23 protein-coding genes are annotated in these 26,093 nt (G+C 48.0%); 10 read left to right on the top strand and 13 right to left on the bottom strand.

Annotated features, from left to right (window positions below; genetic code table 11):
* Positions 1 to 79 precede the first annotated feature (79 nt).
* On the top strand, positions 80 to 1,207 hold the full coding sequence (locus tag A8O23_RS07705) for a porin (RefSeq protein WP_066619052.1): 1,128 nt from the start codon (positions 80 to 82) through the stop codon (positions 1,205 to 1,207).
* Positions 1,208 to 1,432: 225 nt separating this feature from the next.
* Positions 1,433 to 2,635, top strand: a complete 1,203-nt coding sequence (locus tag A8O23_RS07700; protein WP_066619049.1) for a bifunctional 3,4-dihydroxy-2-butanone-4-phosphate synthase/GTP cyclohydrolase II — start codon at positions 1,433 to 1,435, stop codon at positions 2,633 to 2,635.
* A 55-nt stretch (positions 2,636 to 2,690) separates the two neighbouring features.
* On the opposite strand, the gene A8O23_RS07695 is transcribed toward A8O23_RS07700, so the two are convergent.
* Positions 2,691 to 3,212: a hypothetical protein gene (locus A8O23_RS07695; RefSeq protein ID WP_066619046.1), complete on the bottom strand. Its 522-nt coding sequence runs from the start codon at positions 3,210 to 3,212 to the stop codon at positions 2,691 to 2,693.
* 281 nt (positions 3,213 to 3,493) lie between these two features.
* Here A8O23_RS07695 and A8O23_RS07690 point away from each other — a divergent pair, with 281 nt between their 5' ends.
* A complete protein-coding gene (locus tag A8O23_RS07690; RefSeq protein WP_153042116.1) occupies positions 3,494 to 4,174 on the top strand; it encodes a hypothetical protein in 681 nt (226 codons plus the stop codon).
* A 130-nt stretch (positions 4,175 to 4,304) separates the two neighbouring features.
* Here the strand turns inward: A8O23_RS07690 and A8O23_RS07685 are convergent, their stop codons facing one another.
* The 9 genes from A8O23_RS07685 to A8O23_RS07645 all read right to left on the bottom strand — a co-directional run bounded on the left by A8O23_RS07685 (position 4,305) and on the right by A8O23_RS07645 (position 13,038).
* Positions 4,305 to 5,081: an ABC transporter permease subunit gene (locus A8O23_RS07685; RefSeq protein ID WP_066619040.1), complete on the bottom strand. Its 777-nt coding sequence runs from the start codon at positions 5,079 to 5,081 to the stop codon at positions 4,305 to 4,307.
* Complete coding sequence (locus tag A8O23_RS07680; protein WP_066619037.1) at positions 5,078 to 5,980, bottom strand: ABC transporter ATP-binding protein; 903 nt, start codon at positions 5,978 to 5,980, stop codon at positions 5,078 to 5,080. The genes A8O23_RS07685 and A8O23_RS07680 overlap by 4 nt, the downstream gene beginning before the upstream one ends.
* 133 nt (positions 5,981 to 6,113) lie before the next feature.
* The gene (locus tag A8O23_RS07675; RefSeq protein WP_066619034.1) at positions 6,114 to 7,700 is read right to left on the bottom strand and encodes a M56 family metallopeptidase; all 1,587 of its coding nucleotides are present in this window, start codon (positions 7,698 to 7,700) and stop codon (positions 6,114 to 6,116) included.
* Positions 7,693 to 8,067, bottom strand: coding sequence for a BlaI/MecI/CopY family transcriptional regulator (locus A8O23_RS07670; RefSeq protein WP_066619031.1), 375 nt, complete (start codon positions 8,065 to 8,067; stop codon positions 7,693 to 7,695). Before A8O23_RS07670 ends, A8O23_RS07675 begins: the two co-directional genes overlap by 8 nt.
* A 197-nt stretch (positions 8,068 to 8,264) precedes the next feature.
* Positions 8,265 to 9,014: an MBL fold metallo-hydrolase gene (locus A8O23_RS07665; RefSeq protein ID WP_082882947.1), complete on the bottom strand. Its 750-nt coding sequence runs from the start codon at positions 9,012 to 9,014 to the stop codon at positions 8,265 to 8,267.
* 31 nt (positions 9,015 to 9,045) lie between these two features.
* Positions 9,046 to 10,797, bottom strand: coding sequence for a M14 family metallopeptidase (locus A8O23_RS07660; protein ID WP_066619023.1), 1,752 nt, complete (start codon positions 10,795 to 10,797; stop codon positions 9,046 to 9,048).
* 394 nt (positions 10,798 to 11,191) lie between these two features.
* Positions 11,192 to 11,677: a hypothetical protein gene (locus tag A8O23_RS07655; protein WP_161486705.1), complete on the bottom strand. Its 486-nt coding sequence runs from the start codon at positions 11,675 to 11,677 to the stop codon at positions 11,192 to 11,194.
* Positions 11,678 to 11,779: 102 nt separating this feature from the next.
* Positions 11,780 to 12,217 carry a DoxX family protein gene (locus A8O23_RS07650; protein ID WP_066619016.1) on the bottom strand — a complete coding sequence of 146 codons (438 nt, stop codon included), beginning with the start codon at positions 12,215 to 12,217 and terminating at the stop codon, positions 11,780 to 11,782.
* 104 nt (positions 12,218 to 12,321) lie between these two features.
* Entirely contained in the window at positions 12,322 to 13,038 is a 717-nt protein-coding gene (locus A8O23_RS07645) for a membrane lipoprotein lipid attachment site-containing protein (RefSeq protein WP_066619013.1), read from the bottom strand.
* A gap of 132 nt (positions 13,039 to 13,170) precedes the next feature.
* Here A8O23_RS07645 and surE point away from each other — a divergent pair, with 132 nt between their 5' ends.
* Positions 13,171 to 14,007: a 5'/3'-nucleotidase SurE gene (gene surE, locus A8O23_RS07640; RefSeq protein WP_066619008.1), complete on the top strand. Its 837-nt coding sequence runs from the start codon at positions 13,171 to 13,173 to the stop codon at positions 14,005 to 14,007.
* A gap of 271 nt (positions 14,008 to 14,278) precedes the next feature.
* Positions 14,279 to 15,862, top strand: a complete 1,584-nt coding sequence (locus A8O23_RS07635; RefSeq protein ID WP_066619555.1) for a glycoside hydrolase family 10 protein — start codon at positions 14,279 to 14,281, stop codon at positions 15,860 to 15,862.
* A 503-nt stretch (positions 15,863 to 16,365) separates the two neighbouring features.
* Here A8O23_RS07635 and A8O23_RS07630 read toward each other — a convergent pair.
* Positions 16,366 to 17,007, bottom strand: coding sequence for a hypothetical protein (locus tag A8O23_RS07630; RefSeq protein WP_153042115.1), 642 nt, complete (start codon positions 17,005 to 17,007; stop codon positions 16,366 to 16,368).
* A gap of 208 nt (positions 17,008 to 17,215) precedes the next feature.
* Positions 17,216 to 17,476: a hypothetical protein gene (locus tag A8O23_RS07625; protein WP_239693363.1), complete on the bottom strand. Its 261-nt coding sequence runs from the start codon at positions 17,474 to 17,476 to the stop codon at positions 17,216 to 17,218.
* A 349-nt stretch (positions 17,477 to 17,825) separates the two neighbouring features.
* On the opposite strand from A8O23_RS07625, the gene A8O23_RS07620 reads away from it, so the two are divergent.
* From A8O23_RS07620 to A8O23_RS07600, 4 genes are all read left to right on the top strand, one after another.
* The gene (locus A8O23_RS07620; RefSeq protein WP_066619553.1) at positions 17,826 to 19,211 is read left to right on the top strand and encodes a M20/M25/M40 family metallo-hydrolase; all 1,386 of its coding nucleotides are present in this window, start codon (positions 17,826 to 17,828) and stop codon (positions 19,209 to 19,211) included.
* A 298-nt stretch (positions 19,212 to 19,509) separates the two neighbouring features.
* Positions 19,510 to 20,187 carry a hypothetical protein gene (locus A8O23_RS07610; RefSeq protein WP_066618996.1) on the top strand — a complete coding sequence of 226 codons (678 nt, stop codon included), beginning with the start codon at positions 19,510 to 19,512 and terminating at the stop codon, positions 20,185 to 20,187.
* Positions 20,188 to 20,270: 83 nt separating this feature from the next.
* Positions 20,271 to 21,293 carry a glycosyltransferase family 9 protein gene (locus tag A8O23_RS07605; protein WP_066618994.1) on the top strand — a complete coding sequence of 341 codons (1,023 nt, stop codon included), beginning with the start codon at positions 20,271 to 20,273 and terminating at the stop codon, positions 21,291 to 21,293.
* 76 nt (positions 21,294 to 21,369) lie between these two features.
* Entirely contained in the window at positions 21,370 to 21,618 is a 249-nt protein-coding gene (locus A8O23_RS07600) for a glutaredoxin family protein (RefSeq protein ID WP_066618991.1), read from the top strand.
* A 788-nt stretch (positions 21,619 to 22,406) separates the two neighbouring features.
* On the opposite strand, the gene serS is transcribed toward A8O23_RS07600, so the two are convergent.
* Positions 22,407 to 23,684, bottom strand: coding sequence for a serine--tRNA ligase (serS, locus tag A8O23_RS07595; protein WP_066618985.1), 1,278 nt, complete (start codon positions 23,682 to 23,684; stop codon positions 22,407 to 22,409).
* 276 nt (positions 23,685 to 23,960) lie between these two features.
* Between serS and rho the strand changes: the two genes are divergently transcribed.
* Positions 23,961 to 25,871, top strand: coding sequence for a transcription termination factor Rho (gene rho / locus A8O23_RS07590; protein ID WP_066618982.1), 1,911 nt, complete (start codon positions 23,961 to 23,963; stop codon positions 25,869 to 25,871).
* Positions 25,872 to 26,093: the final 222 nt, after the last annotated feature.

Below are 26,093 nucleotides of genomic sequence, written 5' to 3'. Positions count from 1 at the left end.
GGCAATTTGAGGAGGCAGAACCGGTATGTCCTATCAGAATACTTTTCCCAAAATATTTCTAACAATTAACCGAATAAGTATGAAAAAGATTTTACGCACATCGGCGGCGCTCTTCGCTATGGCAAATATAGTCAATTCGGCGCTAGCCCAGGAAACATCAGTTCCAGAAAGTAAAGGCAGCTTTAATGTAAATGGTTATGTAGATGCCTTTTACCAGTATAACCTAAACCGGCCAGAGTCAGGGGCCAATCAAGGTCGCATATTTGACCTCTACCATAACAACATTTCCTTAGGGCTGGTGCAAACAGTGTTAACTTACTCAAAAGACAAGGTTACTGCCGTGGCAGACATTACAGTGGGTCCTAACGCTGATCTGGCAAATTTTGGCAACGGAAGCTCAGCAAGACTTATCAAACAAGCTTACATTGCCTATGATTTCAATGACCGGCTAAAGCTGACTGTGGGGCAATACGGTACGCACATTGGCTACGAACTGGTAGACGCTCCCTTAAACTACAACTACAGCCTTTCTTACTTGTTCGGCAACGGACCTTTTTACCACACCGGCGCCAAACTAGATTATTCCATTAATGAGCGTCTGGGGCTGATGGTGGGTGTTGTAAATGGCTGGGATTGCCTCAGCGATTTCAATGAGCAGAAGTCTATCACCACACAGCTGCGCCTTTCACCAGCTGAAGGCATGGACATGTACATTAACTGGATTGGGGGCGATGAATATAAATCTCTCTCCGCCTTTGGCGACACAAAAGGGAGCTACACCAGCTTGTTTGATCTGACTACTTCTTACCAACTGACGGATGTTTTCAAAGTAGGTGTAAATGCCGCCTACGGTTCTTTCTATACAGGAGCTGTAGTGGAAGACGCCACCGACCGTTGGTCAAAAGACGCTACCTGGAAAGGAGCCGCCCTTTACTTTAACTATGACCTTACTGATAAATTTGGCTTAGGCTTCCGAGGTGAATATTTTTCTGACCCAGAAGGAGTAAGATACTCGGGACCATTAGAGGTAACGTCTTACACCGTTACCGGAAACGTTAAAATGGCGAAAGGAAACCTGTTGTTTAAACCAGAGGTGCGCATAGACCAAGCCAAAGATGCGTTCTTTGAAGACAATGTAGGTATGTTCACCAAGAAAAACCAAACAACTGTGGGGGCAGCTTTTGTATACATGTTCTCTCTTAATTAACCCATACTCTCTGCAAACAAACCAAAGAAGAAAGCTTACAATTGAGGTGCGTTTTCGGCCTGTTTTCTGAAAAACAGACTGAAAACGCATTCTCTTTTAATCAGATACGGGTTTCAGGCAGGTAACCGGCAGAAACAGTCAAAATCCGCTATCTTTGTGCATCAAAAGGCAAGAGTAGTCTTTGGCCATTGTGGCCAGAACTAGCCTTTACCAGATGCTAATACTATGCTAGACAATATAGAAGACGCAATAGAAGATATCAGGGCAGGGAAAGTAGTGATTGTGGTAGATGATGATGACCGTGAGAACGAAGGCGATTTTATCTGCGCCGCTGAAAAAATTACCCCTGAAATAGTAAACTTTATGGCCACCCACGGCCGAGGACTTATCTGCGCACCTCTAACCGAAGAGCGTTGCGATGAACTGGGGCTGGAGTTGATGGTAGGTCGTAACACTGCCGTACATGCCACACCGTTCACAGTATCTGTCGATTTGCTGGGCAACGGTTGCACTACCGGTATCTCGGCCTCTGACCGTGCCAAAACCATTATGGCCCTGGCTGACCCTAAAACAGACCCTGCTACTTTAGGCCGTCCTGGGCACATTTTCCCGCTACGGGCTCGCAAAGAAGGCGTGATTCGTAGAGCTGGGCATACCGAGGCTGCCGTTGATTTAGCCAAACTGGCGGGACTGGCGCCAGCCGGCGTGTTGGTGGAAATCATGAACGAGGACGGAACCATGGCCCGTATGCCTGACCTGGAAAAGGTGGCGGAGCGCTTTAACCTCAAGCTCATTTCCATCAAAGACCTGATACAGTACCGCCTGCAGAAAGAAAGTCTTATAGACCGCGAAATTGCCGTGGAGCTACCCACTGACTGGGGCAAGTTTGATTTGTACGCCTACACACAGCGCAGCAACAACGCCAAACATCTGGCCTTGGTAAAAGGTACTTGGGAAGAAGGCGAAGCAATTTTAGTGCGCGTGCACTCTTCCTGCGTAACGGGTGATATATTTGGTTCTTGCCGCTGTGACTGCGGTCCGCAACTGCACAAGGCCATGCAAATGGTGGAAGAGGCAGGAAAAGGCGTGGTTGTCTACATGAACCAGGAAGGCCGCGGCATTGGGCTGCTCAACAAATTGAAAGCCTACAAACTGCAGGAGCAGGGCTTAGATACCGTTGAAGCTAACATTCAGTTAGGTTTTGGGACAGATGAGCGAGATTATGGCGTGGGAGCGCAAATACTGAGAGACTTGGGTGTCACTAAAATGCGCCTGCTGTCTAACAATCCCCGCAAGCGTACCGGCCTTATAGGCTATGGACTGGAGATAGTGGAACAGTTGCCAATTGAGATAGAGCCCAATGAGTTTAACCAGCGTTACCTCACTACTAAACGTGATAAGCTGGGGCACGAGATTTTGAAGAAGTAGAACAAAAAAGGCGGAAGAAAATCTTCCGCCTTTTTTGTTCTACTTCAAAAGAGACTTACCATGATTCCATGATCTCTACTTCGCCTTTATAATATCCTTCCACTGTTTTGTTCTGGAACTTAACTTTGTAAGTAATTTCATAGTTGCCCTCGCCCAGCTTTTTAATTTTTGTCTCCCCTTGCACCACCTGGGTCTCTCCTGAGTTGATGCTGGTTTCGGCATTGGCCTTGGCAAGAACATAATAAAACTTGCCCTGCTCAAAGTTGGAGGCATTGCCGCTTACCGGCTGTTTAAAAGAATAGGTGCCGTTAGAAAGATCGGCTTCTTCAGCGCTTCTCAAAAAGTCAAATGATATTAGTTGCTCATCATCATCTTTCAGCAACCATAAGGTAAAAAGGGTGGGGTAGTCTTCATCATAAAATGCCTGAGCGCTGTTCAACTCATAGAATTCGTTGTCTATTTTCAGGTAGTTCTGGTAAGGTGAAACGGGTGCCGGATTACCGGCATCGTCATCGGAGCAAGAAAACAGGAAGAAGCTGAAACTTAGCAGCAGGAGGAGGTTTTTAAGGTAATGCATGTTTGAACAATAAAGAGATAAAATAGGTTATAAAATAGAGGCTATTTGCCAGCCACAGAAGCAACCGGTTTGGGTTATTCCTTACTCATAGATACCTAAAGTGCGGAAAGCGTTGCATTGGGTGAAAAATAATTCTGGAGGTGCTGTCAGCTGGAGCTAACATAATAGCCAATTACTTTTTTCGTTATAAAACGCTATGCTAGAAAACTTTCTGATGTTTTTCTTAGTATAGAAATTGTTCTATATATTGACGGAAGACTTAAGCAATAGGAGTGATGAAGATGGAAAGAAAAGTATTTGGTCTTTTAACAGCCTTGCTTTTAATAGCGGGCAATGCCATGGCGCAAGCGTCTGGTCTGGTAGATGAATGGGCGATGGGCAGAGTATACCTAGCCTCTGGCGATTCAGTCATGGGTAAAATTACTTACCACCGTTCCGAAGATTTAATTAAGATCACCAAAACCGATGGAACGGTAGCGGCTTATGCTCCTGTGACGGTACGTGGCTTTGAGGCCGTTGAAAAAGACGGAAGGTTCCGCCGCGTGTTTGTGACACAGCGCTGGAACATGGGCAATGACTACAGTGATTTTCTGGCTCCGGCCTTTTTTGAACAGATTGTCTTTGGTAATTACGGGCTGCTCCGCCGCGAAACCATGACCCGCCGCGACGTAAGCCGTGATGCCATGTACCGCGGAGGCTACAGTCCATACGGATACCCTATGGCCAACAGGCCTTACTATGTAGAGCAGCGTGTTGATTCGTATTTTATTCTGCTGCCTAGCGGCAAAGTAAAAGAACTACGCAACGTGAAAAAGGATTTGGAAACGATATACGGCAAGAAAAAAGGTCAAATGAAAGCGTACATCAAGCAGAACAAGCTCAGGTACACGCACCTGCCAGATTTAGCTAAAATAGTAGCTTATTTTGGAAGCATTTCTGCCTCAGATGTAAAATCTACTTAAAGAAAAGAAGCAGCAAAAAAACGCAAGCGTTCAATGAGTGGTTAAAAACCAAGAGCCCCGTTGCTTTTTGCAACGGGGCTCTTGGTTGTTGTTTTAGGCCTGTTTTGTAAAAAATAGGCCTAAAACGAGCTTATAAATCTCTTGACCGTAGCAGAATGTAACTTAGCAAGCAAAAGAGCATGATGTAAATAACTGATTGTGCGGCGGCTCCCCAAATGCCAAGGCTTTCAGAAGCTCCGGTGACCATTTCAAACAGCTCTTTATTTGGAATAGGCGTGAGGGTAGACAGGGCTTTCATGGGGAAATACTTGTCTACCGAATCAGGAAGTTGGTAATGAATAATGGGCTCTACAATTTTAGCGTAAATCAAAAAAGCAATAATGGCTAATCCGCTTTTCTTAATCAGGAAACCGAACAGCATGGCCAGCGTCATGTACCCTACCGCCTGTATAAAGTAAAAGAACACGTAGTGCGAGTCAGTGAACATGTTAGCCGTGTTAGAGGCCGGACTGAAGATGTTTCCGAAGATAATGCCTAATAGGAACACCAATAAGGCGCACACCACTCCCAACAAAAGCACTACTGAATATTTGGCCTGCACTACGTTGGCACGGGTGTAGCCGTCAATTACCTGCTGCCTGATGGTTCTGAAGGCGTATTCATCGGTCACGGCAATAATCACTAATATGCCCAGCAGCAGGTTAAAATAGCTGGCAATGTAGGTGAGCTTAACCCAGAGGTCGGGGAACTGGTAAAAAGATTCGCCGGCTTTTTGACCGTTAATGGTCACGTGGCTGCTGAAGTACAGAATAAGCACCAGCAGGGCTACGTACACGGCTAAAATAACCCAGAACGTGCGGTAGGGTAGCAGCTTGCGGAGTTCTATGCTAAGTAACGAAGAGGTCATACGGTTTCGGCTTTAATGATTTCCATAAACTGGCTTTCAAGGCTTTTCTTTTTAACAGTCAGCTGCCCTAGCGCCACGCCCTGTGCAAAAAACGCGCTGTTCAATTCTGAGCTGTCTGTGCCAGATTGCAGCACCAACTGCACCTGGTTCTGCTGTACCCGCGCCTCAGTCACAAAGGGTAACTGCTGCGCCAATACTAATAGCTGCTCCAGAGGTGCCCCGCCGCTGATGAACACTTGATCGTTGGTGGACATGATGGAGGAAACCGGTCCCTCTGCTTTCAATTTGCCGTTGCGCAGTACTGCCATGTGGGTGCAGACTTTCTCCACTTCATCAAGTAAGTGACTGGCCAATAAAATAGTTTTGCCCTGCGCCGCCACGTCTAAAATGAGCTGACGTACTTCGGCAATGCCCTCGGGGTCTAAACCATTGGTGGGTTCATCCAGCACCAGCACCTCTGGGTCGCCTAGCAGCGCCGAGGCAATGGCCAGCCGTTGTTTCATACCCAAAGAATAGCCCTTGAACTTGTTCTGCTTCCGGTGCGAAAGGCCTACCATGTCCAGCACCCTTTGAATATGTGCGTGATCTACTTTCTTTATGTCGGCTGAAATTCTGAGGTTCTGTTCGCCGCTGAGGTAGGGGTAAAAATTGGGAGTTTCCAGCAACGCGCCAATGCGCCGCTTGGTGCTCTTGGACATGGTTTGCCCGAACCATTGGAAGGTGCCGCCCGAGGGGTTGATCACATCCAGCACAATGCCTAGCGTGGTGGTTTTGCCGCTGCCGTTGGGTCCTAGCAGCCCGTAAATGCTGCCCTGCGGAACGCCAATGCTCAGTTGGTCCAGGGCCTGCACTCTGCCGTAGCGCTTGCTCAGCCCCTGAATGTCTAATACGTTTGCCAAAATGATGTTTGGTTGAGGTTTGGTTTCTACAAAGCTAGAAGGATTTGCCTGAAAACCTACTGGTTACGCTCGGGCAAAAGAAAACGCCTTCCGGGGAGGAAGGCGTTTTGGAGCAGTTTTTCAAAAAACAGGGCTAATTGAGCTTATTTCTTGTGGGCGGCGGAGGTGGCGGAAGGTCTTTCTTCACCCGCACCGGCGGCGGGGGAGGAGGCAAAGTTCCAAACTTCTTTTCAAAGGCAGTTCTGCCTTCGGGGGTTTGGTCGAAACTCTCCACCTCGCCAGACTTAAAGATGACATACAAGGTTCCTTCATCGCTGCTCAATCCTTTTACAGTTGGGTTTCGCTCCTTGAACTCTTGGGGCAAGTCAGTGGTGAAGGGTGGTGGTGGTGGTAGTTTGGCCTGAGGCGCATCTGGGGCGGGTGGTGCCGGTGGCGGTGGAGCTGGCAAAGCAGGCAGCTTACCGTATTTCTTCTCAGCGGCGGCCATGCCTTTTACTGTACTAGGGTACTGCTCTGTCTTGCCAGATTTCAGATGGATAGACAATGTCTCATTTGCCCAAGTTAGCCGTTTTACAGAGGGGTTCCGTTTCAGAAAAGCTTTATAATCTGCTGGCAAGTCTTGCTTCTCCTGCACAGGTTCCTCGTCTTTCTTTACCACAGGCGGCATAAACTTTACCGTTTGCTTGTCTCTTTTGACAACCGGAGGAGTGAATTTAGTAGTCGCTTTTTCTTTGTTGGCGGCAGGGCTTGAAGAAGATTTTACTTCCTGCTTTTTCTTGGCCGGAGTAGATTGTTGTTGGGCTACGGCAACGGCCTGCTGAGCGGTAGACTGTAGCTTCTCCGGAATTTCACTTAACGAGTCAGTGCCTGAAAAGAGCAGCAAGCCTGCTATAAGGGGCAGCGCGAGCAGGCTCTTCAGCAGGTGAGAGCGAGTACTTTGGGGTTGGTTCATCATCATGATTCGGTTTTTAAGGGGTATGGCATTGAACGGGTGTACCACCAGAAGAGACGAGGGGCTAACGGCCCGTAGAAGCGAGTATTGGTAGATTTTGCGGTCAGCGCCTTTGTGCAGCAGCTGCCGGTCGGCAATGAACTCCAGGTTTTCTTTAATGGACTGCCGCATCTTCCAGGCCATAGGGTTTAACCAACCAAACACCGTGAGCAGCTCTGCCAGCAATACATCTAAAGTGTGGGCCTGCTTTACGTGGACCTGCTCGTGCTCCAGAATCAACTTCAGTTCCTGGGCTTCAAAGGGAGCGGGATTCAGGTAAATGTTTCGGCCAAAAGAAAAAGGACTAATCTGTTCCGCCACCTTTCGGAAAGGGATGTGTTGAACTTTTGAAGGTTTAGATTTTCGGTGCAGCCGGTAGAGTGAAAAGAATTGCACCAGTAACCGGACAAACATAAGAGCTGCCCCAGTACAGAAAAGAAGTATTGCCACTTCACCATAATCAATGATATTTTCAGAGGCGACTGGGAAAGCTTCAGGTTGAGGCCAATATACCGACGGGCTAGGTAGAGCAGGCAAAAAAGTAGGTTTCTGTTGGCTAAACCAAGTTAAATCAAGGGCAGGGTAAACAGCTGAGAATAGCACCGTAAACCAAAGGTATGCCCGGTTGAAGTTGTAAAACGTGAGCCGACGGAGCGCCAGAAAATAGAGGCCGTACAACAGCACCAAGGCCAGATTGGCTTTAAAAAGGTGTAGGAGGATTTCAGACATCTTTGTCAGGATTTTGGTTTTCAATCATTTGTACAATCTCCTTCAGCTCCTCCGGGCTCAGTTGCTTTTCCTTCACGAAAAACGCGACCAGTTCTTTGTAAGAGTTCTGGAAATAATCGCCCACAAAGCTCTTCATGAACCGCTTCTTGTATTCCTGCGCTTTTATAATTGGGAAGTAGCGGTAAGTGTTCCCCAGCTTCTCGCCCTGCACATATTCCTTTTTCTCAAGGTTCTTGACCGTAGATGCCAAGGTGGTGTAAGGAGGCTTGGGGTCGGGGAGTTTCTGCAGGAAATCTTTGATAAAGCCTCCGCCGGTTTCCCAAATTACCTGCATGGCCTCCTCTTCCTGCTGTGTCAGTTTTTCCATAGCTACTTCTGCTTACGAATATTTCGGATTGTTACGAACTCTTAGTATTACTACGAAAATTTCGTAATAAGTAGCGATTTTATTCGAGAATATTTTTCTAAAAATTAAAAAAGCCTATTTCTATGGCAGAAGAGGCTTTTTTAATGATGCTGTTTTTGTGCTGTTTTCCGGAAAAGAGGGCTAAAACAGGTGGGGGGCTACTGACTGTTTTCTGCAAATGAATATTTCTTGCCAATCTGCTGTATTCGTTCTGGCAGATTGCCTGCCAAATAACCGCCATGAAAACAAATAAGATGTTCAATGTCAAACGTAGCTAGTTTCTGTACAGAGATCAATGCCGCAGGTAAATCAAGGGTGAACTCAGGATTGGCAAGTGCCAACTCTTCGTTTTCTACCACTAGCGCATCGGCGGCTATCAAAGTTTTAGATGATGGCACATACACTGAAATATGTCCCGGCGTGTGCCCCGGCGTCGGGATGATAAGTACGTCACTAAAAAGTAAAGTTTTCTCTGTTTCTGGCAAAACAACATCCACGGCAACGGGTTGTACTGTTTTCAGGAATTGCTGAAAAGCCAGTCCGCCAGGTTTCTGTTCTTCGGGCAATGAGTCTTGTAAATCTTCTGCCTGTTGTAACCGGGCAGGTTTTTGGCTGCCATTTATAAAGCTTGCTTCCGTTTCTGAGGCATACACGGTCAGGTGCGGAAATTGCTCTTTTATTTCGGCCAAGGCACCTACATGGTCAATGTCATGGTGGGTAATTAAAATGCCGGTGAGGTCAGAAAGCGAATAGCCAATCTGCTGCAGAGTCTCTTCTAACAGTGGTTTGAAACCCGGATAGCCACAATCTATCAGCACAAGCTCTGTTTCGTTTTCCATTAAAACCGGATGAATGGTTTCTTCGCGGCCTTGGTGGCTAAAAGTAATGTTAAGAGGGTATGCCTTCATGATCTTTTAATCGCGGTTGTGTCACAGAAGACTACTTTACGGGTAGTTTGCCGCCTTGCCAGCGGGTAACGGGGTAGCGCAAATAAGTGTTCTCAAAGTGCGGGGTGTTCTGGTACACAAAGTTCAGCTGGGCCCGGGCGCTTTTGGCTAAGGCAGGGTCTTTGGCCTTGGCTTCTTCCAGAGCGGCTTTCAGCTTGGGGTCTTTCTTCAGGTATTCCGCCGCTAAGTCTTCAAACACATATGCTGAGAAATGCTCTTTCTGCCCCAGAATGGAATCAAAGAAGTTCCAGGCGAAATAAGAGTCCAGCCCCTGCGGCTCCAGCGTCTCTACCAGAAAACGGTTGCTGATCTGGTTCAGCTCTACCACGTAGTCTCCCGCAAAGTACTGGATGGGCAGCTGCTCCTGGCGCACCTGCACGTCAGTGTGCAGGTAATGGCCCTCATAGGGGCGGGGCAGGGTTTTGTAGTCGGTGATGTAGTAGACTTCGGTGGTAAGCACGGTGTCTTTGGTCAGGCGCTTCAGGTCTACCTGATTCTGCTCTAGCCGCGCAATCACCTCGTGCCAGGCCTGCGGAATAATATAGGCCTTTGGTTTTTTTACCGTAATGGTGGGGCGGAAGGTGTCGAAGAACTTTACCGTGCGGGTGAATGGTGCCTTGCGGTCGTAGTACAGGCGGGACTGCCCGCTCACTTCGCTGGGCTTGTACTTGGCCTCATACCCCTGAAATTGGAGAAGCTCAAACTCGGTAGTGTCCGGAGCCCAATTCAATACGAACTCCTGCTGCTGCCGAACGGCGGAGCGGTCTTTGGCGCGTGCGGCTCTAATGTTGTTCACGTTTTTAGCCGTGAAGTCCAGAAACTCCAGCATAAGGTCATAGGTAGACTGCACGCGCTGGTCAAAGGGCTTGAGCATGTGCGTTTCGGGCACAAAGCCCAAGGTTTGGTATAAGGCCGTGTAGCCCGTGGCGTACCGCGGCGACTCCATAAACCCGAAGATGCCAGACTCCGGTAGCTCTCCTCTGGAATTTACGTAGGGCACCAGCGGCCACTTCCGCTTCTCCATGCCTTTGTAAAGAGCGGGCAGCATGCTGTTCTTCAGTAAATGACCCAAGGCCCCGCCCAATTTGTTATGCTGCGTAGGAATAAGGGTCATGGTGTACTGGTAATCGGCGCCGTTGCTGGTATGGTTATCCACGAATACCTCAGGGTCCCAGGTCCGGAAAATAGTGGCAAACGTGAGGGCGTTGCGGGAATCGGCTTTGATGAAATCTCGGTTGAGGTCCAGGTTGCGTGCATTGCCTCTGAAGCCGTAGCTCTCGGGCCCGTTCTGGTTCGTGCGGGTGTGGCTGTTGCGGTTCAGGGCGCCGCCCACGTTGTAGATTGGAATTATCACCAGCACCACCTTATCTAGCTGTGCTTTAAGCTTTTTGTTCTGCATGAGGTCACGGGCCAGCATCATAGTTGCGTCAATGCCCTCAGGCTCGCCAGGGTGAATGCCGTTCTGCACCAGCAGCACCGCCTTGCCCTTCCGGTGAATGGATTGTGGGTCAAAATCACCATCGGTAGAAATTACCACGGTGTGTAGCGGTTTGCCGGCATCGGTCATGCCTACGGCAGACATTTTTATTTCAGAATACGCTTCGTCTAAGCGCTGGTAGTAGTCAATACATTCTTGGTAAGTAGCGGTTTTAGTACCCTTGCTTTTCTCATAGGGCGTATTCCAATCAGGTGCGGTGGTAGAGAAAAGAAGGCTGCTGAGAAAGCTAAAAAAGGTAAGAAGCATGGTGCGCGAGGTATAGATTTAGAAGTCAATGTTAGGGATTAAACCGCAGAAAAGGAAAAAGCCTCAACCCCAGCCTCTCTCCAACAGAGAGAGGGGGTTCCGTTGATGCGTTTTAGAGCAGTTTTGCTGAAAACGCGCCGGAAACGCGAACACTGTCGCAAGTTTAGCGGTAGCATAACTTGTGGCTGCCTTGGCGGAAGTTTAAAAATTTCCCAAGTTCTGCTGCCTAGCCACGAAAGTTGAAAACTTTCTACATGAAAAGATCCAAGTTACGCTACCGCTAAACTTGAAGCAGAACCCAAATCTCTGCCGTTGCAGTGATGTCCGCTCAAAAGACCTCGAAGTGTCTCCAAGACTTGCGAGTGTCTGCGCCAAAAGCCGTACCATGAATAAACTACTTATTTGTTTCCTGCCTCAGGTATACTTTCTGCTCCATTTTATAGACGTTGGTATTAATGCGGAACAACAACGTGGAATCTGAGGGTTTGGTAACGGTTATGTGACCAGCAGTGGCGGGAGATGGTTCTGAACTTTTGGACCGCAGGTTTTGGTAAGAAAGTACTTCCGAACTGAAAGGCAAATGGATGCTTTGAGCGGTAGAAACAGAGTCAGGTGCATCTACAAAAGTAATTCTGGCACTATCATAGAAAGCGGGTGATACTTTGAAGTCAATCCACAGCGAGTCCTGAAAGTCTTGGAAGGAGAGGGAGGAGAAAACATTAGCTTCCGGTAGAGAATCTGAGGAAATAAAAAGTGAGTAGGAGGCAGAGTCGGGTACCCAATGGCCATTTTCTTGAATAGAATGTAGAACCAAATGCTGAGTGAGCATAATCGGCAGTTGCATTGTATCTATGATAGGGGCATAAATGATTTGTCCCACTTGCTCAAACAGTTTGCAACCCGAAGCACAAACAATACAAATGCTTATTAAAAAAGCATGATTTGCTCTCCGCCAGTAAACTTGGAGATTGGCCATTTTCTGTTAGTAGCGGTGGTTTAACTCGCTCCCGAACATTTTGTCATCCAGGCTGAAGCGCCCAGGTCCTATAAAATAAAGGCCTAAAAAAAGAATGGCTGCTTCTACCGCGTGGGAGTAACCGCCAAAACCATCGCCGCCTAGGTAGTGGCGCAATGCTGCCACCACCATAGTAATAAACAACAGCAAGGTGGTTGGTCTAAACATAAGGCCTAACATCAGGAACAGACCGCCTATAGTTTCGGAAAAGGCCGCCATAAACCCAAAAAAAGCGTGCCCAAAATCAATACCCAAATTGCCCATGGCGCTGCCCACCATCTCCCATTTTTCAGCTCCTCCGGTAATCTTAGGCCATCCGTGCACCATAAACATGAAGCCTATGCCAATGCGCAAAACGAGCAAGCCAAAATTACGGTGCGGGTACAGGTTGCGGAGAAAACTCATGTTTGCCAGAAATTAGTTGTATTAGGCCTGTTTTTCAAAAAGTAAGGCAAAAACTTGAACAAAAATGAGTTACACTTTCATATATACATTCAATCATTCACTCATTAATAAATAAGCACACCGGTTACGGTAGCTGAATTAGGCACGTCTTTTATCTTAAGTTTTGACCAACGCTCTGCCGGAATATCGCCCAGGTCAAGAAAGAAACTCATGCCTGCTTTGCCCGCTATAGCCACAAAATGTTCTTCGCCGGGTGTTACCTGCGTTATGTTTATATTATTTTTTAGCTCACCAAAGGTGCTGCCAATACCAATGCCTTCAGCGGTTTTGTAGGCGGGGTTCAAAACAGTGATTCGCCAAACATGGCAAGCGTCGCCAGTACATTCCTGCTCCACACGTAAATCGGTACGTTTGCGCTCGCCAAGTACCTCGTAGGCTATGGTGGTCATGCCTTCCTGCATGTGCTCAATCTCACGCAGCTTATTTTCGCCGTACTGTTTGCGCAATTCTTTAATGGTCATGCCAATTTTAACCGCTCCGGCCTGTTTCTGTTGCAGGGTGTAATTGAACAGTGGATTGGCATTGGTAGGCGATGAAGAGGCCGTAGAAGTGGCGCCGGGAAGCGTTTCTTCTGGGTCAGAGCCGAAGTCATTGGTGGTAGGGGCGGCTGGATCTGGAGAACCTAACTCCTGAGCATCTTCGTACACTTCAGCAGCCGTTTCTTCCAGTTTTGTTTCTTGTTCGGTTTGGGCTGTGTTAGAATCTTGGTTACAGCTAGCCAGTGCCAGAACGGAGCAAAACAAAAAAGCAATCTTTTTCATGTAAGGTTGATTTGGAAGGGCATAGGTACTAGTTCTAAAGACATAACGCAAGTAGTACGCGCAGGTTACCCACAGGTTTTTTGGCGTTAGCCGGTTTTAAGGGTAATTTGCCTCCACACAGTAAGTACAACTATGGAAAAGAAGCCCCTCATTTTGGTGTCGAACGATGACGGAATCACGGCCCCCGGTATTCATGTTTTGGTAAAGGTGATGCAACGGATAGGTGAAGTAGTGGTAGTAGCCCCAGACGGGCCTCAGTCGGGCATGGGTCACGCTATTACCATTGGCAACACCCTGCGGTTAGACAAATCTTTGGCCTTTGACGAAGTAGAATCTTACGAGTGCTCCGGCACCCCCGCCGATTGCGTAAAACTGGCCAAGCACCACGTGCTCAAAGACCGTAAACCTGACCTGGTGGTAAGCGGAATCAACCATGGCTCTAACTCCAGCATAAGCGTGCTGTACTCCGGCACCATGTCGGCGGCCATTGAGGCAGCCATTGAAGGATTGCCCGCTATTGGTTTCTCGCTTTGTGACTACGGCCATGACATTGACTTCAGCCACACCGAGGAATTTGTAGAGCGCATTACCCGGCAGGCGCTGGAGCATGGCGTGCCTAAAGGAGTGGCCTTGAACGTGAACTTCCCCAAGAAATCAGACAATCCTATAGCCGGTATAAAAGTTTGCCGGCAGGCGCGGGCAAAGTGGGAGGAGGAGTTTGATGAACGCCAAGACCCGCGCGGCCGCGGATATTTCTGGCTAACGGGCAGCTTCGTGAACTACGACCAAGGCGATGATACCGATGAAGCCGCACTTGCCCAAAATTACGTGAGTGTTGTGCCCTGCCAGTTTGACATGACCGCCCACCACACCATCACTACCCTCAACAACGACTGGAACTTGAACCCCTCTTCAGAGCCAGTTTTGGGTTCTAAGAATTATGAGAATGCAGGCGAGGGACTAGGATAACTGTTTTAGCCCTTGTTTCAGAAAAGCAGCCCGGAAACAGCTTTCCGGGCTGCTTTTTTTGTGCCTTTCAGTTGGCTATTTTAACCAAATGTATGGTCATGCTGAGGCAAAACAGCAGGAATAGTTGCTGTAAAAAATTTAAGATGAATAATATTGTCTGTAATAAAAATTCAAAAGTCAAGTGCTAAACATTTACTTTCTGCACTTATTGCTGCATATTGGTCTGGCAATGGAAGAAGGGTTGAAGAGTAACCATAATCAGAAAAAATACATGTACAGAAAAATTTTGGCGGCGGCGAGCCTGTTCGTGGCAATTGGGTTGCAGAGCTGCAAAACTCAGGAGTCCACTACCGCAGCTTCTGCCGCCCCCACAGCCGTAACCGAAGAAGTGAAAGGCCCCAAGGCAGCCAAAGAATTCAGAGCGGCTTGGGTGGCTACCGTTGCCAATATCAACTGGCCCAGCAAGCCCGGCCTTAGCACCGAGGAGCAGCAGAAAGAAGCTATCGCTCTGCTGGACTTTCTTCAGCAGCACAACTACAACGCTGTTATTTTTCAGGTACGTCCCGCTACCGATGCTCTATACAAAAGCGATTTGGAGCCATGGTCTTATTACCTGACCGGTGAACAAGGCAAAGCCCCCGAGCCGTATTATGACCCGTTGGAATTCTGGATTGAGGAAGCCCATGACCGCGGTCTGGAGCTGCACGTGTGGTTGAACCCGTACCGCGCCCACCACACCAGCGGCGGGCCCATCAGTGAGCAGTCTATTGTAAATAAAAAGCCAGAACTGGTAGTGAAACTAAAGCAGGGCTATTATTGGCTAGACCCTGCGCACCAAGGCACCCAAGACCATTCTTATGAGGTGGTGATGGACCTCGTGAAACGCTATGACCTTGACGGGGTGCACTTCGATGATTATTTCTACCCGTACTCTTCTTACAACAACGAAGAAGATTTTCCGGATGATGCTACCTGGGCGGCTTACCAGCAGTCGGGTGGGCAGTTGTCGCGCGATGATTGGCGGCGGCAGGCAGTGAACCAGTTTATTGAAAGATTGTACACGGGCATCAAAAAAGAGAAGCCGTACGTGAAGTTCGGACTGAGCCCCTTCGGAATTTGGCGGCCGGGCCATCCAGAGTCTATTCAAGGTCTGGACCAGTACAATGCCTTGTATGCCGACGCTAAGCTGTGGCTGAATAAGGGCTGGGTAGATTATTTCTCGCCGCAGCTGTATTGGAAAATCAATCAGATCCCGCAAAGTTATCCGGTGTTGCTGGGCTGGTGGGAAGAGCAGAACCTGATGAAACGCCACCTGTGGCCGGGCATCAGCATTGGGCGCGACAGCAGCGCTATCAACATCAATGAAATTAAAAGCCAGATTATGATTAGCCGCGGTATGTTGCCTCAGAGCCCGGGTGTGGTGCATTGGAGCATTTCGCAGGTAACCAAAAACCCGCCAATGGCCAAAGCGTTGTTGCAGGGACCGTACCGCCAGCCCGCCTTGGTGCCTACCAGCCCTTGGCTAGACAACGAAGCGCCTAAAGCCCCTGAGGTTACCACTTTGCTTTTAGGGGATTCAGTAAAAGTTAGCTGGGTAGCCAACGATGAAAAAGATACCTTCAGGTGGGTGGTGTATTACCAATACGGTAATGTCTGGAACTACAAAATCTTGAACCGCAAAGACCGCGAAATTGTGTTTCCACTGGGTAGAGCCACAGGCCCGCTAAGGCAAAGAAATGATTCAGACAGCACAGCAGTTCAACCTGCGCCTATTCCGTTAACTAGAGTAGCCGTAGCGGCAGTAGACCGTACCGGCAATGAAGGGCCTCGGAAGGAAGAGGAAATAAAGAGGTAGCCTCACCAAGCATTTTAGACGCAAAGCCTCGGCAGATTCTGCCGAGGCTTTGCGTTTTAGGCCTCTTTTTGGAAAAGGAAGCCTAAAACAAAAGATGTTTTAATTGAAAGAGTGACAAGGATAAATAGAAAATCAGCCCTTGAGTTTTTAGGCAGATTCTCCCCTTAAGGCTCAATTTATTAGGGACTGATGCAACTTTTTCGTCCCCCTTTGAAGGGGTAGGTGGATGATTACTCGTGTTGATGATGGCGTTCCCTAGCTCTTTTTGGTTGCTTTCATTGTCGTTATATCTACATTTTGCGAAGCTATCTATGACTTCAGCGCCCTTGTTATCCCCCTACCCCCTTCAAAGGGGGACGGACGCGTGCATAATAATATGGTGTAGGATTAGCTCTTATAAGGAGTGAATAGGAGTGTTTACGCCTGCTGGGCTACGCATGCCACTCTTACTTTTATTGAGATGCTTTTTACAGAGTAGACACTCCTACCAACTTCAAATAAATCTACACCAGCTTATCAGCAAAGAGCCGCTTTAGGTCTTCTTCTATATTTTTAACATTGGCTTTAAAGCTCCGGAAAACCATAAAATAGGGAAGGGACATGAAGCCAGCCAGAAAGGCAAACGCTACCAAGGTACTTTGGGTAAAGCCTTCACGTGTAGCAAACATTAACGTACCAATTATGCCTATGCCACACAGCAGGTAAAAGAACAGTACAAACGCAATATGATAGAAAGGCATACGGGCGCTAGCCACTAACTTAGTGCCGTTCGGATCTTCTATTAATTTCCCCTGTACCGGAAAAATAGACTCTGCAGGGGTAAGCGGAGCTCTTGATTTTATTTTTTTGCCTTCAACCAGCCGGTAGTACGTTCTGTACAGCATGTACATATTGAAAGTAGTCTCGTGCACGCTGCCTCCGTACCATTTACGGTGACCGCCGGTAAGCAGGGTTTCGTGGTGGGAGGGGTAAGTATAGACTGACGGAATTCCGTTGAACGCTTTTTTTACCCGGTCTAGCTGCTCTTTCACGGAGCCGTAGTAAGTGCTATTCTGCGTTTCAATGAGGTCTTGCAAGCGCATAATGACTTCCGGTACGGTTAGGTGCACCGAAAAATTTATCTCTTGTTTAAAGGGAGATTTCATGCGCATGAAGTCGGGAGGTTTATTGGCACTTTGAAATTGGAATGGCCTCTGCAATTTCTACGGGCAGCTACGTTGCGTCTATTCGATTTTAGAGTTTGCCTTGTCACCTTAAGGCTTACTTATTTCAACGGAAGGTTGTTCTGCAAAGGGCAAAAAAATACTCCCACACTTTTCAATGAGGGAGTATTCTTTAGCTTATGGTGAAAGATTAACCTACGGCAGTTATCTTTTTCTTGTTCAGGTTTTCTACCGGGCCAAAATGCGCTTTTTTGATGGTAATGCCGGCCACTTTTAAATGTACTTCTACCGGAGCTAATTTTTTGGTAAACTCTGAGGTAATCACTTTGCCGTAGAATTCTTTGGCATCTTTAGAGGCACCTTTTTCAAAAGAGTGCCGTGAAAAGTTTTTGGTGATAGGCAGGCCAGGAATGATCTGGTAAGTAGTGCACACAACCTCGTAAGAAGGCAAAAAAGGCTTAATTGCTTTTTTTAACAAACGTTTCATTAAATAATAATATTGGGAAAGGGTTTATTTCGTCTGAATCCAAAGTTAGCCTTAATTTTGTTACGTTACGCTAGTTCTTAAAAATTTATTATTTCATACTAAAAATGCCGCAGATAGGTAAGTGTCAGGGGGTTAGCAGTCTTTGTGTGAAACACTGCTCTTCTAACCATAGTCATCATTTTTTGGCTGATTTTCTAAAAATAGGTCAAAAGCAGCAACAACATTCTATAGATGATCTGTAGACTTGGCATATGCCGCGGCCAGTGCTTACATTTGGTTTACGTATCAGCCTTCGGCTAAAATCTCACACTTCATGCTGACTAAACTTAAACATGTGGCCCTGGCAGCTGCTTTGGCTTTACCATTAGGAGCACTAGCCCAAAACCAAGACTCCCTTTTCATCAGGAAACTATACAACATAGCGCTTACACAAGGCAACAGCTATGAGCAGCTCCGTTACCTCACCCAAAACATTGGTGCCCGCCTGAGCGGCTCTCCGCAAGCTGCGGCAGCCGTAGAATGGAGCCGGCAGGAAATGGAGAAAATGGGCTTAGACCGCGTGTACCTGCAAGAGGTAATGGTGCCCCACTGGGTGCGCGGCGACAAAGAATACGCGGCTATTGTCAACTCAAGAATAACCCCAGCCCGTGAAGTAAATGTATTGGCCTTAGGTGGTTCAGTAGCTACTCCGGCCAATGGCCTTACTGCCGAAGTGGTAGAGGTGCAGGGCATTGACGAACTCAAGAAACTGGGCAAGAAAAAGGTGCAGGGCAAGATTGTATTCTTCAACAGACCTTTCGATCAAACGCATATTGTTACCGGCCGGGCCTACGGCGGCGCAGTAGACCAACGCTCCAGCGGACCATCTGAGGCTGGTAAATTGGGTGCAGTGGGCGTGGTGGTTCGTTCCATGGCCTCCAACACAGATGATTTCCCGCACACCGGCGGCTTGCGCTACGCCGATGATGCTCCACGCATACCAGCCGTGGCCATTAGCACCAAGGGCGCCGACCTGTTGAGCAGTCTTTTAAAAGAGGATGAGAAGTTACGGTTCCATATGCGCCTGAACCCGCAGTGGCTACCCGATGTGCTGAGTTATAACGTTATTGGCGAAATAAAGGGTTCTGAGAAACCAGATGAAATTATTGTGGTGGGTGGTCACTTAGACAGCTGGGACATTGGCGAGGGTGCCCATGATGACGGTACCGGAGTGGTGCAATCTATGGAAGTGTTGCGCCTGCTCAAGCAAATGGGCTATAAACCTAAGCGCACTATAAGAGCCGTCATGTTCATGAACGAAGAAAACGGCCTTCGCGGCGGCACCAAATACGCCGAGGTAGCCAAGCAGCGTGGCGAGAAACACATTGCTGCCATTGAATCTGATGCCGGAGGTTTTACCCCTCGCGGTTTCGGAATCACCGCACCCAATGAACCCACCTTCCAGAAGCTGTTCGCCTGGAAACCGCTGCTGGCCCCATATGGCCTGCACGACATCGAGCGCGGCGGCGGCGGAGCTGACATTGGTCCACTGAAAGACGATCGCGTAGCCCTCATTGGCTTCCGCCCCGACTCCCAGCGCTACTTCGACATCCACCACACCGCCAACGACACCTTTGACAAAGTAAACAAGCGCGAGTTGGAGTTAGGCGGTGCCTCTATGGCGGCCTTGGTGTATTTGATTGATAAATATGGGCTGTAGGGGTTAGTTGTTCGTTGCTCGTTATTCGTGTTTAGGTATTTGGTTGAAGAGAGGCTGGAGGTGCTGGTCTTTTCCTTTTCAGTTTTTTGGTAATAAACCTAAAGAACTACAATAGCTTTCCAGTGTCTACCAAATTGAAAAACCACTCTCCTGTCATCCTGAAAGGATCTTGTGGGCGAACTAGAAAAGGGTTTGTTCTTAACTGCTTCCGTTCGCAACCGAGATCCTTTCAGGATGACAAAAAGGGGGATAGGGAAGGCTTTTTACAAATTCAAAAAGTGGCTAATATTTTAAAACTATGAAACAAGCTCTTTTCTTTTTCCTATTACTTTATTCTTTGGTTTGTAGTCAAAATGTAAAAGCCACCAGTTGCCGTCCAGCAGATGAAAACAATTGGATTCCTGTAGTTCAAGATTATATAGAGAAAAGTCATTCGATATTTATTGGTGAAGTAATAGGAAAGAAAGAAGAGTTTTTGGTAGTAAAGGTTGTAGATGTTTTTAAAGGCAATCCAAAGGACACCATTCTTTTTGAACCAGATTTTATCAGTGGTATAAGTGATAGAAAGTTGGAACAATGGGAAATAGGTATAAGGATATTTTATATCAAGGAAATTTTGAATAACGTTTATGTAGAGCTCTTAATTAACTCCAGTTGTGGAATGTCAAGGGATCTTTCCTCACTTTATCCTGGTGTTATTCCCCCTGATTTACCACCTCCGCCTCTGCCATCTTCAAATGAAAAGGATAAGAAGAGGTATAAAGATTACCAAAATGAGTATATAATTGATTTACAGAACCGGAAAATTCAATTAGTCAAAAATTGGATAAATGAATACGCCCTACTTAACGCCTACCGCAACAACCATCTCAGTTCTGAGCCAGCAGAACCAGATAACAAGAATTACCTCTCTTACCTCGCCCTAGCACTTTCCATCATAGCCGTTTTCATTGCCTTTTTCAGAAAACAGCGCTAAAACGCTAACTCATAGCTGCCGCATTTCCCGCTGGGAAACTCCCGTTAAGAGCAGTACCTTTGCAACGGTAAAACGGTAGAAGCTTGAAAAAAATCCTCATCATTCGGTTCTCGTCTATTGGCGACATTGTGCTCACCACACCAGTAATCCGTTGTGTGAAACAGCAGGAGCCGGACGCCGAGGTTCATTTCTGTACCAAGGCCGCCTTCCGGAACATCATCGCCAGCAACCCTTATGTGGACAAGGTTTTTACGCTGGAGAAGTCGCTGGGTGACCTGCTGCAGCAGCTGAAAGCGGAGAACTATGACTTGGTGCTGGACCTGCACAACAACCTCCGCACCCGTATATTAAAGGCGCGGTTGGGAAAACCAGCCCGAAGCTTCAATAAGCTGAACTACCGCAAATGGCTGCTGGTGAAGTTCAAGATTAACCGCATGCCCGATGTGCACATAGTTGACCGTTACTTAGAAACCGCTTCCACGCTGGGTGTGCAGAACGATGGGCAAGGGCTAGATTATTTCATACCGGAGAAAGACGAGGTGGACGTAAACACCCTGCCGGAAGCCCACCGCAACGGCTATTACGCCATGGCTATTGGTGCGCAGCATTACACCAAACGTCTGCCCATTGACCGCCTCATAGAACTGTGCGAGAAAATAAATGCCCCAATTATACTGCTAGGCGGCAAAGAAGATGTGGAGGTGGGCACTATGATAGAAAAGTACTTTCAGGTAGAGCCTTTTTTAGGTGACAAGGGAGCCACCACGCACCAGAACTTGGCTATTTACAACGCCTGTGGGAAATATAACCTGAACGGCTCGGCTTCGTTGGTACGCCAAGCCAAAGCCATCTTCAGCCATGACACTGGCCTCATGCACATTGCTGCGGCGTTTAAGAAGAAGATTTTCAGCATCTGGGGCAATACGGTACCCGAGTTTGGTATGTACCCTTACACCCAGGATTTTGAAGTAATGGAAGTAAAAGATCTTTACTGTCGCCCCTGTTCAAAGATTGGCTATCCCAAGTGCCCCGAAAAACACTTCCGCTGCACCCGCGAAATTAAGTTCGAGTTTAAACTGCCGGTGGTGGGGCAAGAGGTGAAGTAGCCATTTTCAGGAGGCTGCGTTTTCGGCCTGTTTTTCAGAAAAGACGTACAAAACGGCAGAACCATCTACCTCTACTATGGCTTCAAAACCCATTCTATACGGCGCCGATTGGTGCAAGAAAACCATCGCCATTCAAGACTACTTCAAATCCCGCCAAGTGGACTACGACTATATTAATGTAGACGAAAGCGAAGAAGCCATGCAAGCCATCAAAGACATGAACCGGGGCCGCGTCCGTTTCCCGATGGTGGTGGTAGGAGAACAAAAGCCCATGAAGAACCCCTCGCCGGAAGAGTTAGATGACGCACTGGGCCAGCATCACTAAGGTGGCATTGCCTTAATGATTATTGATGTTTGAGTAACGAAGCAAATGTTACAGCTGCTCGCTGGCATAAAAAACGCTGCAAGGGCATTTGAGCAGGCGCTAATGTGAAGAGAACCCTCCCGAACCCACCCCCGCTCTAATAAGTAATGAGTCCACAATAATTTAGTAAACAGGCTCTATACCCTCCTTAGCTGTTCCTGCGGGAGCGGGCAACGCAGTGCCAAGGGCACGCAGCGCTTAGCGGGAGCACGAGACGCAGGTTCAAGCCAGCAGTAGCCGCCGAAACAATGAAACAGCGCACATCTGCTAGGTGGTAATTTAACTGAAGCCCTTACTGTTTGAGCGGCAGCGAGTTTAAGGGCTTCTTGATTCTTTTGGTTATTTTTCTCATCAAGGAGAAAAGTGACAAACCTCAGCAGGGAGCGAGGCAGGTAGAAATAAGGCAAAAGCAGTTGTGGGAGAAACAGCATTGAAGTTGTTGGTGAGAACACACAACAACGGCAGAGGGTAAAGCGGAGGCAGGCGTTATTTTTCTGGTAGAAGAAATGCGTCTTCGTTAGATCCCTCGGCGATGCTCGGGATGACTGTAAAGGAGTAGTAGGATCAGGAAGGCTTGGACCGGCAGGTGTAAACATCCCCCTTCGCCCCCTTAAAAGGGGGAGTATCAACAATGAGTAAACTGTGGTAGCTATTCGGCAAAGGCTAATTCTATGGAAGAAAAAAAGCGTTTTGGAGCTGATTCATGAAAATCAGCTCCAAAACGCTCAACCTAAAGGTAAAACCTTAATCTACTTTGTGATCATTTCAAACCCGCTGTAGCTGTGCAGCACCTTTGGCAACTTAATTCCCTCTGGCGTCTGGTTGTTCTCCAGCAAAGCAGCTACAATACGCGGCAACGCCAAAGCGCTACCATTCAAAGTGTGCAACAGCTGTGGCTTACCACCTTCCGTACGCTGACGAAGCTTCAGTCTATTTGCCTGATACGTCTCAAAGTTGGAAACGGAGCTTACCTCCAGCCAGCGGCCTTGGGCGGCTGAGTACACTTCCATGTCATAGGTGAGGGCAGAGGTGAAGCCCATGTCTCCGCCGCAGAGGCGAAGCACGCGGTAAGGCAGTTCCAGCTTCTGCAGTAGACCTTGAATGTGCTGGCTCATTTCCTCCAGTGCGGCATAAGAATTCTCCGGCGTCTGAATCTGCACAATCTCTACCTTGTCAAACTGATGCAGGCGGTTCAGGCCACGCACATCGGCACCCCAAGAGCCTGCTTCTCTTCTGAAACATGGTGTGTACCCCACATTCTTGATAGGCAGTTTATCGGCAGAGACAATCTCGTCGCGGTACAGGTTAGTAATAGGTACCTCAGCGGTAGGGATGAGGTACAGGTTATCGGCGGCATCGTGATACATCTGGCCTTCTTTGTCTGGAAGCTGACCAGTGCCTATGCCAGAGGCTTCGTTTACCAGAATAGGTGGCTGAACTTCATCATATCCGGCTTTCAGGGCTTCATCTAAAAAGAAGTTGATGAGCGCGCGCTGCAGGCGGGCTCCCTTTCCTTTATAAACCGGAAAACCGGCACCGGTAATTTTAATGCCCAGTTCAAAGTCAATAATGTTATACTGCTTTATCAGTTCCCAGTGCGGTTGGGCGTTCTCTGGCAATTGCGGCACCGCGCCGTGCTCTAACACAACTTCGTTGTCTTCAGAAGACTTACCGGCAGGTACGCTCTCGTGCGGAATATTCGGTATTTTGTATAGCGCTTCCTGCAGTTGAGACTCTAGTTGCTGTACTTCCTCGTCAAGGGTTTTGGTGCGCTGCTTCAGGTCAGATGTTTCAGACTTTAGCTGCTCGGCCTGCTCTTTTTGGCCGCTTTTCATGAGGCCGCCTATTTCTTTGGCCAGGTTGTTGGCGCGGGACTGCAGTTCATCACGTTCCGTTTGCAGCGAGCGGCGTTTCTGGTCCAGGTCTAAAATGGACTGTATTTGTTGGGCGGCGTCGCGGAAATTCCTCTTCTCCAGGCCGGCAATGACCAGCTCAGTCTGTTCACGTAAAACGGGTATCTGTAACATGATGCATGTGTTAAATGTACCGCAAAAATAGAATATTTTGGACAGGCCGCAGCAACGCCAACTTTTTTATAAAAAATAGTGTAACTTTTTATCTAAAAAGATTCGTATTACTTGTAAATTAGAACTCGGCTGTCTAACATTGCAGTACATTTTCAGAACGACCGCCATCCTGGTTCTTCAATTTTACCATACTCACTATTTTCCTGTATTATTCGTCTGTCTGTTGCGTTCTGCAACCGCTAAGCTTTAAAACCGAATAGTTAATTATTTCTATTTATGTACAACATTGACGAGTTGAAAGATTCTCTTCTTTCAGAGCTCAAAGAAATTGCTGAGAACCTCGGCGTCACCAACTTCAAGAAGCTAAGTAAGCAAGACCTTATTTACAAGATTCTTGACCAGCAAGCTATCACCCCCGAAGAAAAGCTCCCCAAAAAATATAAAAGTTCACCTAAGGCGAAAGATTCACAGGAAACGGAAGATGCCCCAGCCGAAACGCCTGCCCCAGAGGCATTAGCGGAAACATCGGCTCCGGAAGCAGCTCCGGCAGAAAGAGCAGAACGCACTGCCCGTCCGGCTCGTGCAGAGCGCGCACCTGCCCCTGCCCGCGAGGCCAAGGGACCGCGTGCCCGCACCACTCGTGAGGCAGCAGACCCGGCACAACAGCCTCTGGACCTGCAGGAAGCCAAAGCCGCCGCCCGTGCCGAGGTTCGCGAAGTGCGCACCGACAACCGCGATGCCAAAGACAGAGAGCAGCGCCCACGCCCTAACCGTGACGAGAACCAAAACCGCGAGCAGCGTGGCGACAACCGTCCGCAACAGCGTGAGTTTCAGAACAGAGAGCCACGTGAGAATACCACTCGTGAGCAGCGTGAGCCACAGCAGCGTGAAAACCAGCCCCGTGACAATGCCCCTCGTGAACAGCGCGAGAACAACAACAACAATAATAATAACCGCGAGCAAAGAGAGAATAATCCTAACTGGCAAAACCGCCGCGACCAAAACCAAGGTCAACAGCAGCAAAACCGTCCGCAACAGCAAGCCAATGCCAATAGCTTTAACTTCAGAGAGTTTGATGGTGTAATTGCTAACGAAGGCGTATTAGAGTTAATGCAAGACGGTTATGGTTTCCTGCGTTCAGCACATTACCATTACCTGGCCAGCCCTGACGATATTTATGTTTCTCCTTCGCAGATAAAATTATTTGGCCTGAAGACCGGTGATACCGTGAAAGGTACCGTGCGCGCGCCCAAAGAAGGTGAGAAGTATTTTGCCTTGTTGAAGGTAGATTCTGTGAATGGCCGTACCACTGAGGAGATACGTGACCGGATTCCGTTCCAGCATTTAACTCCTTTGTTTCCAGAGGAGCGCCTGAAACTGACTACCAAGTCAAGCCAATACTCTACCCGTATCATGGATCTGTTCGCGCCAATTGGTAAAGGACAGCGTGGTTTGATTGTGGCTCAGCCGAAGACTGGTAAAACGGTGTTGTTGAAAGAGATAGCCAACGCTATCACTGAAAACCACCCAGAGGTATACCTCATGATTCTGCTCATTGATGAGCGCCCTGAAGAGGTGACTGATATGGCCCGTAGCGTAAACGCTGAGGTAATTGCTTCTACTTTTGATGAGCAAGCCGAGCGTCACGTAAAAATCTCGAGCATTGTGTTAGACAAAGCCAAGCGCATGGTGGAGTGTGGTCACGATGTGGTAATTCTGTTAGATTCTATCACTCGTCTGGCCCGTGCTTATAACACCGTGGTTCCGTCTTCCGGTAAAATCCTATCGGGTGGGGTTGACGCCAATGCCTTGCACAAACCGAAACGTTTCTTCGGAGCGGCCCGTAATGTTGAGAACGGTGGTTCCTTGACCATTATCGCCACCGCCTTGATAGAAACTGGTTCTAAAATGGATGAGGTAATCTTTGAAGAATTCAAAGGTACCGGTAACATGGAGCTTCAGCTGGATAGAAAACTGGCCAACAAGCGCGTGTACCCAGCCATTGATGTTCCGGCCTCAGGCACCCGCCGCGAAGACCTGCTCATGGACCGCGACGAACTCAGCCGCGTTTGGATTCTGCGCAAGTTTATGTCTGACATGAATTCCGTGGAAGCCATGGAATTCCTGAAAGACCGCATGAAAGGCACCAAAGACAATGACGAGTTCCTGATCTCAATGAACAGCTAGGTTGCTGTTGATAGTTATTCGTTGTTCGTTATTTAATGAGAACAATAAGAAAATCCCCAGCAGGTAACTGTTGGGGATTTTTCTGTTTTTGAGGAAGTCGTTTTTGGGCTGTTTTTCATAAAAGAAGCCTAAAACAAACTGGCTTTTCCTCTATGGTGCGGAAGTTACTTCCGTGCCTTAAAAATTGCTCAGCTCGCGCCAGCGTAGCTCGTTTGTTTATCT

It is taken from the genome of Rufibacter roseus (assembly GCF_001647285.1).
Taxonomy (GTDB): Bacteria; Bacteroidota; Bacteroidia; order Cytophagales; family Hymenobacteraceae; genus Nibribacter; species Nibribacter roseus.
Note: the sequence above shows the minus strand (reverse complement) of the source record. Positions and strands in the feature narration are given on the sequence as shown.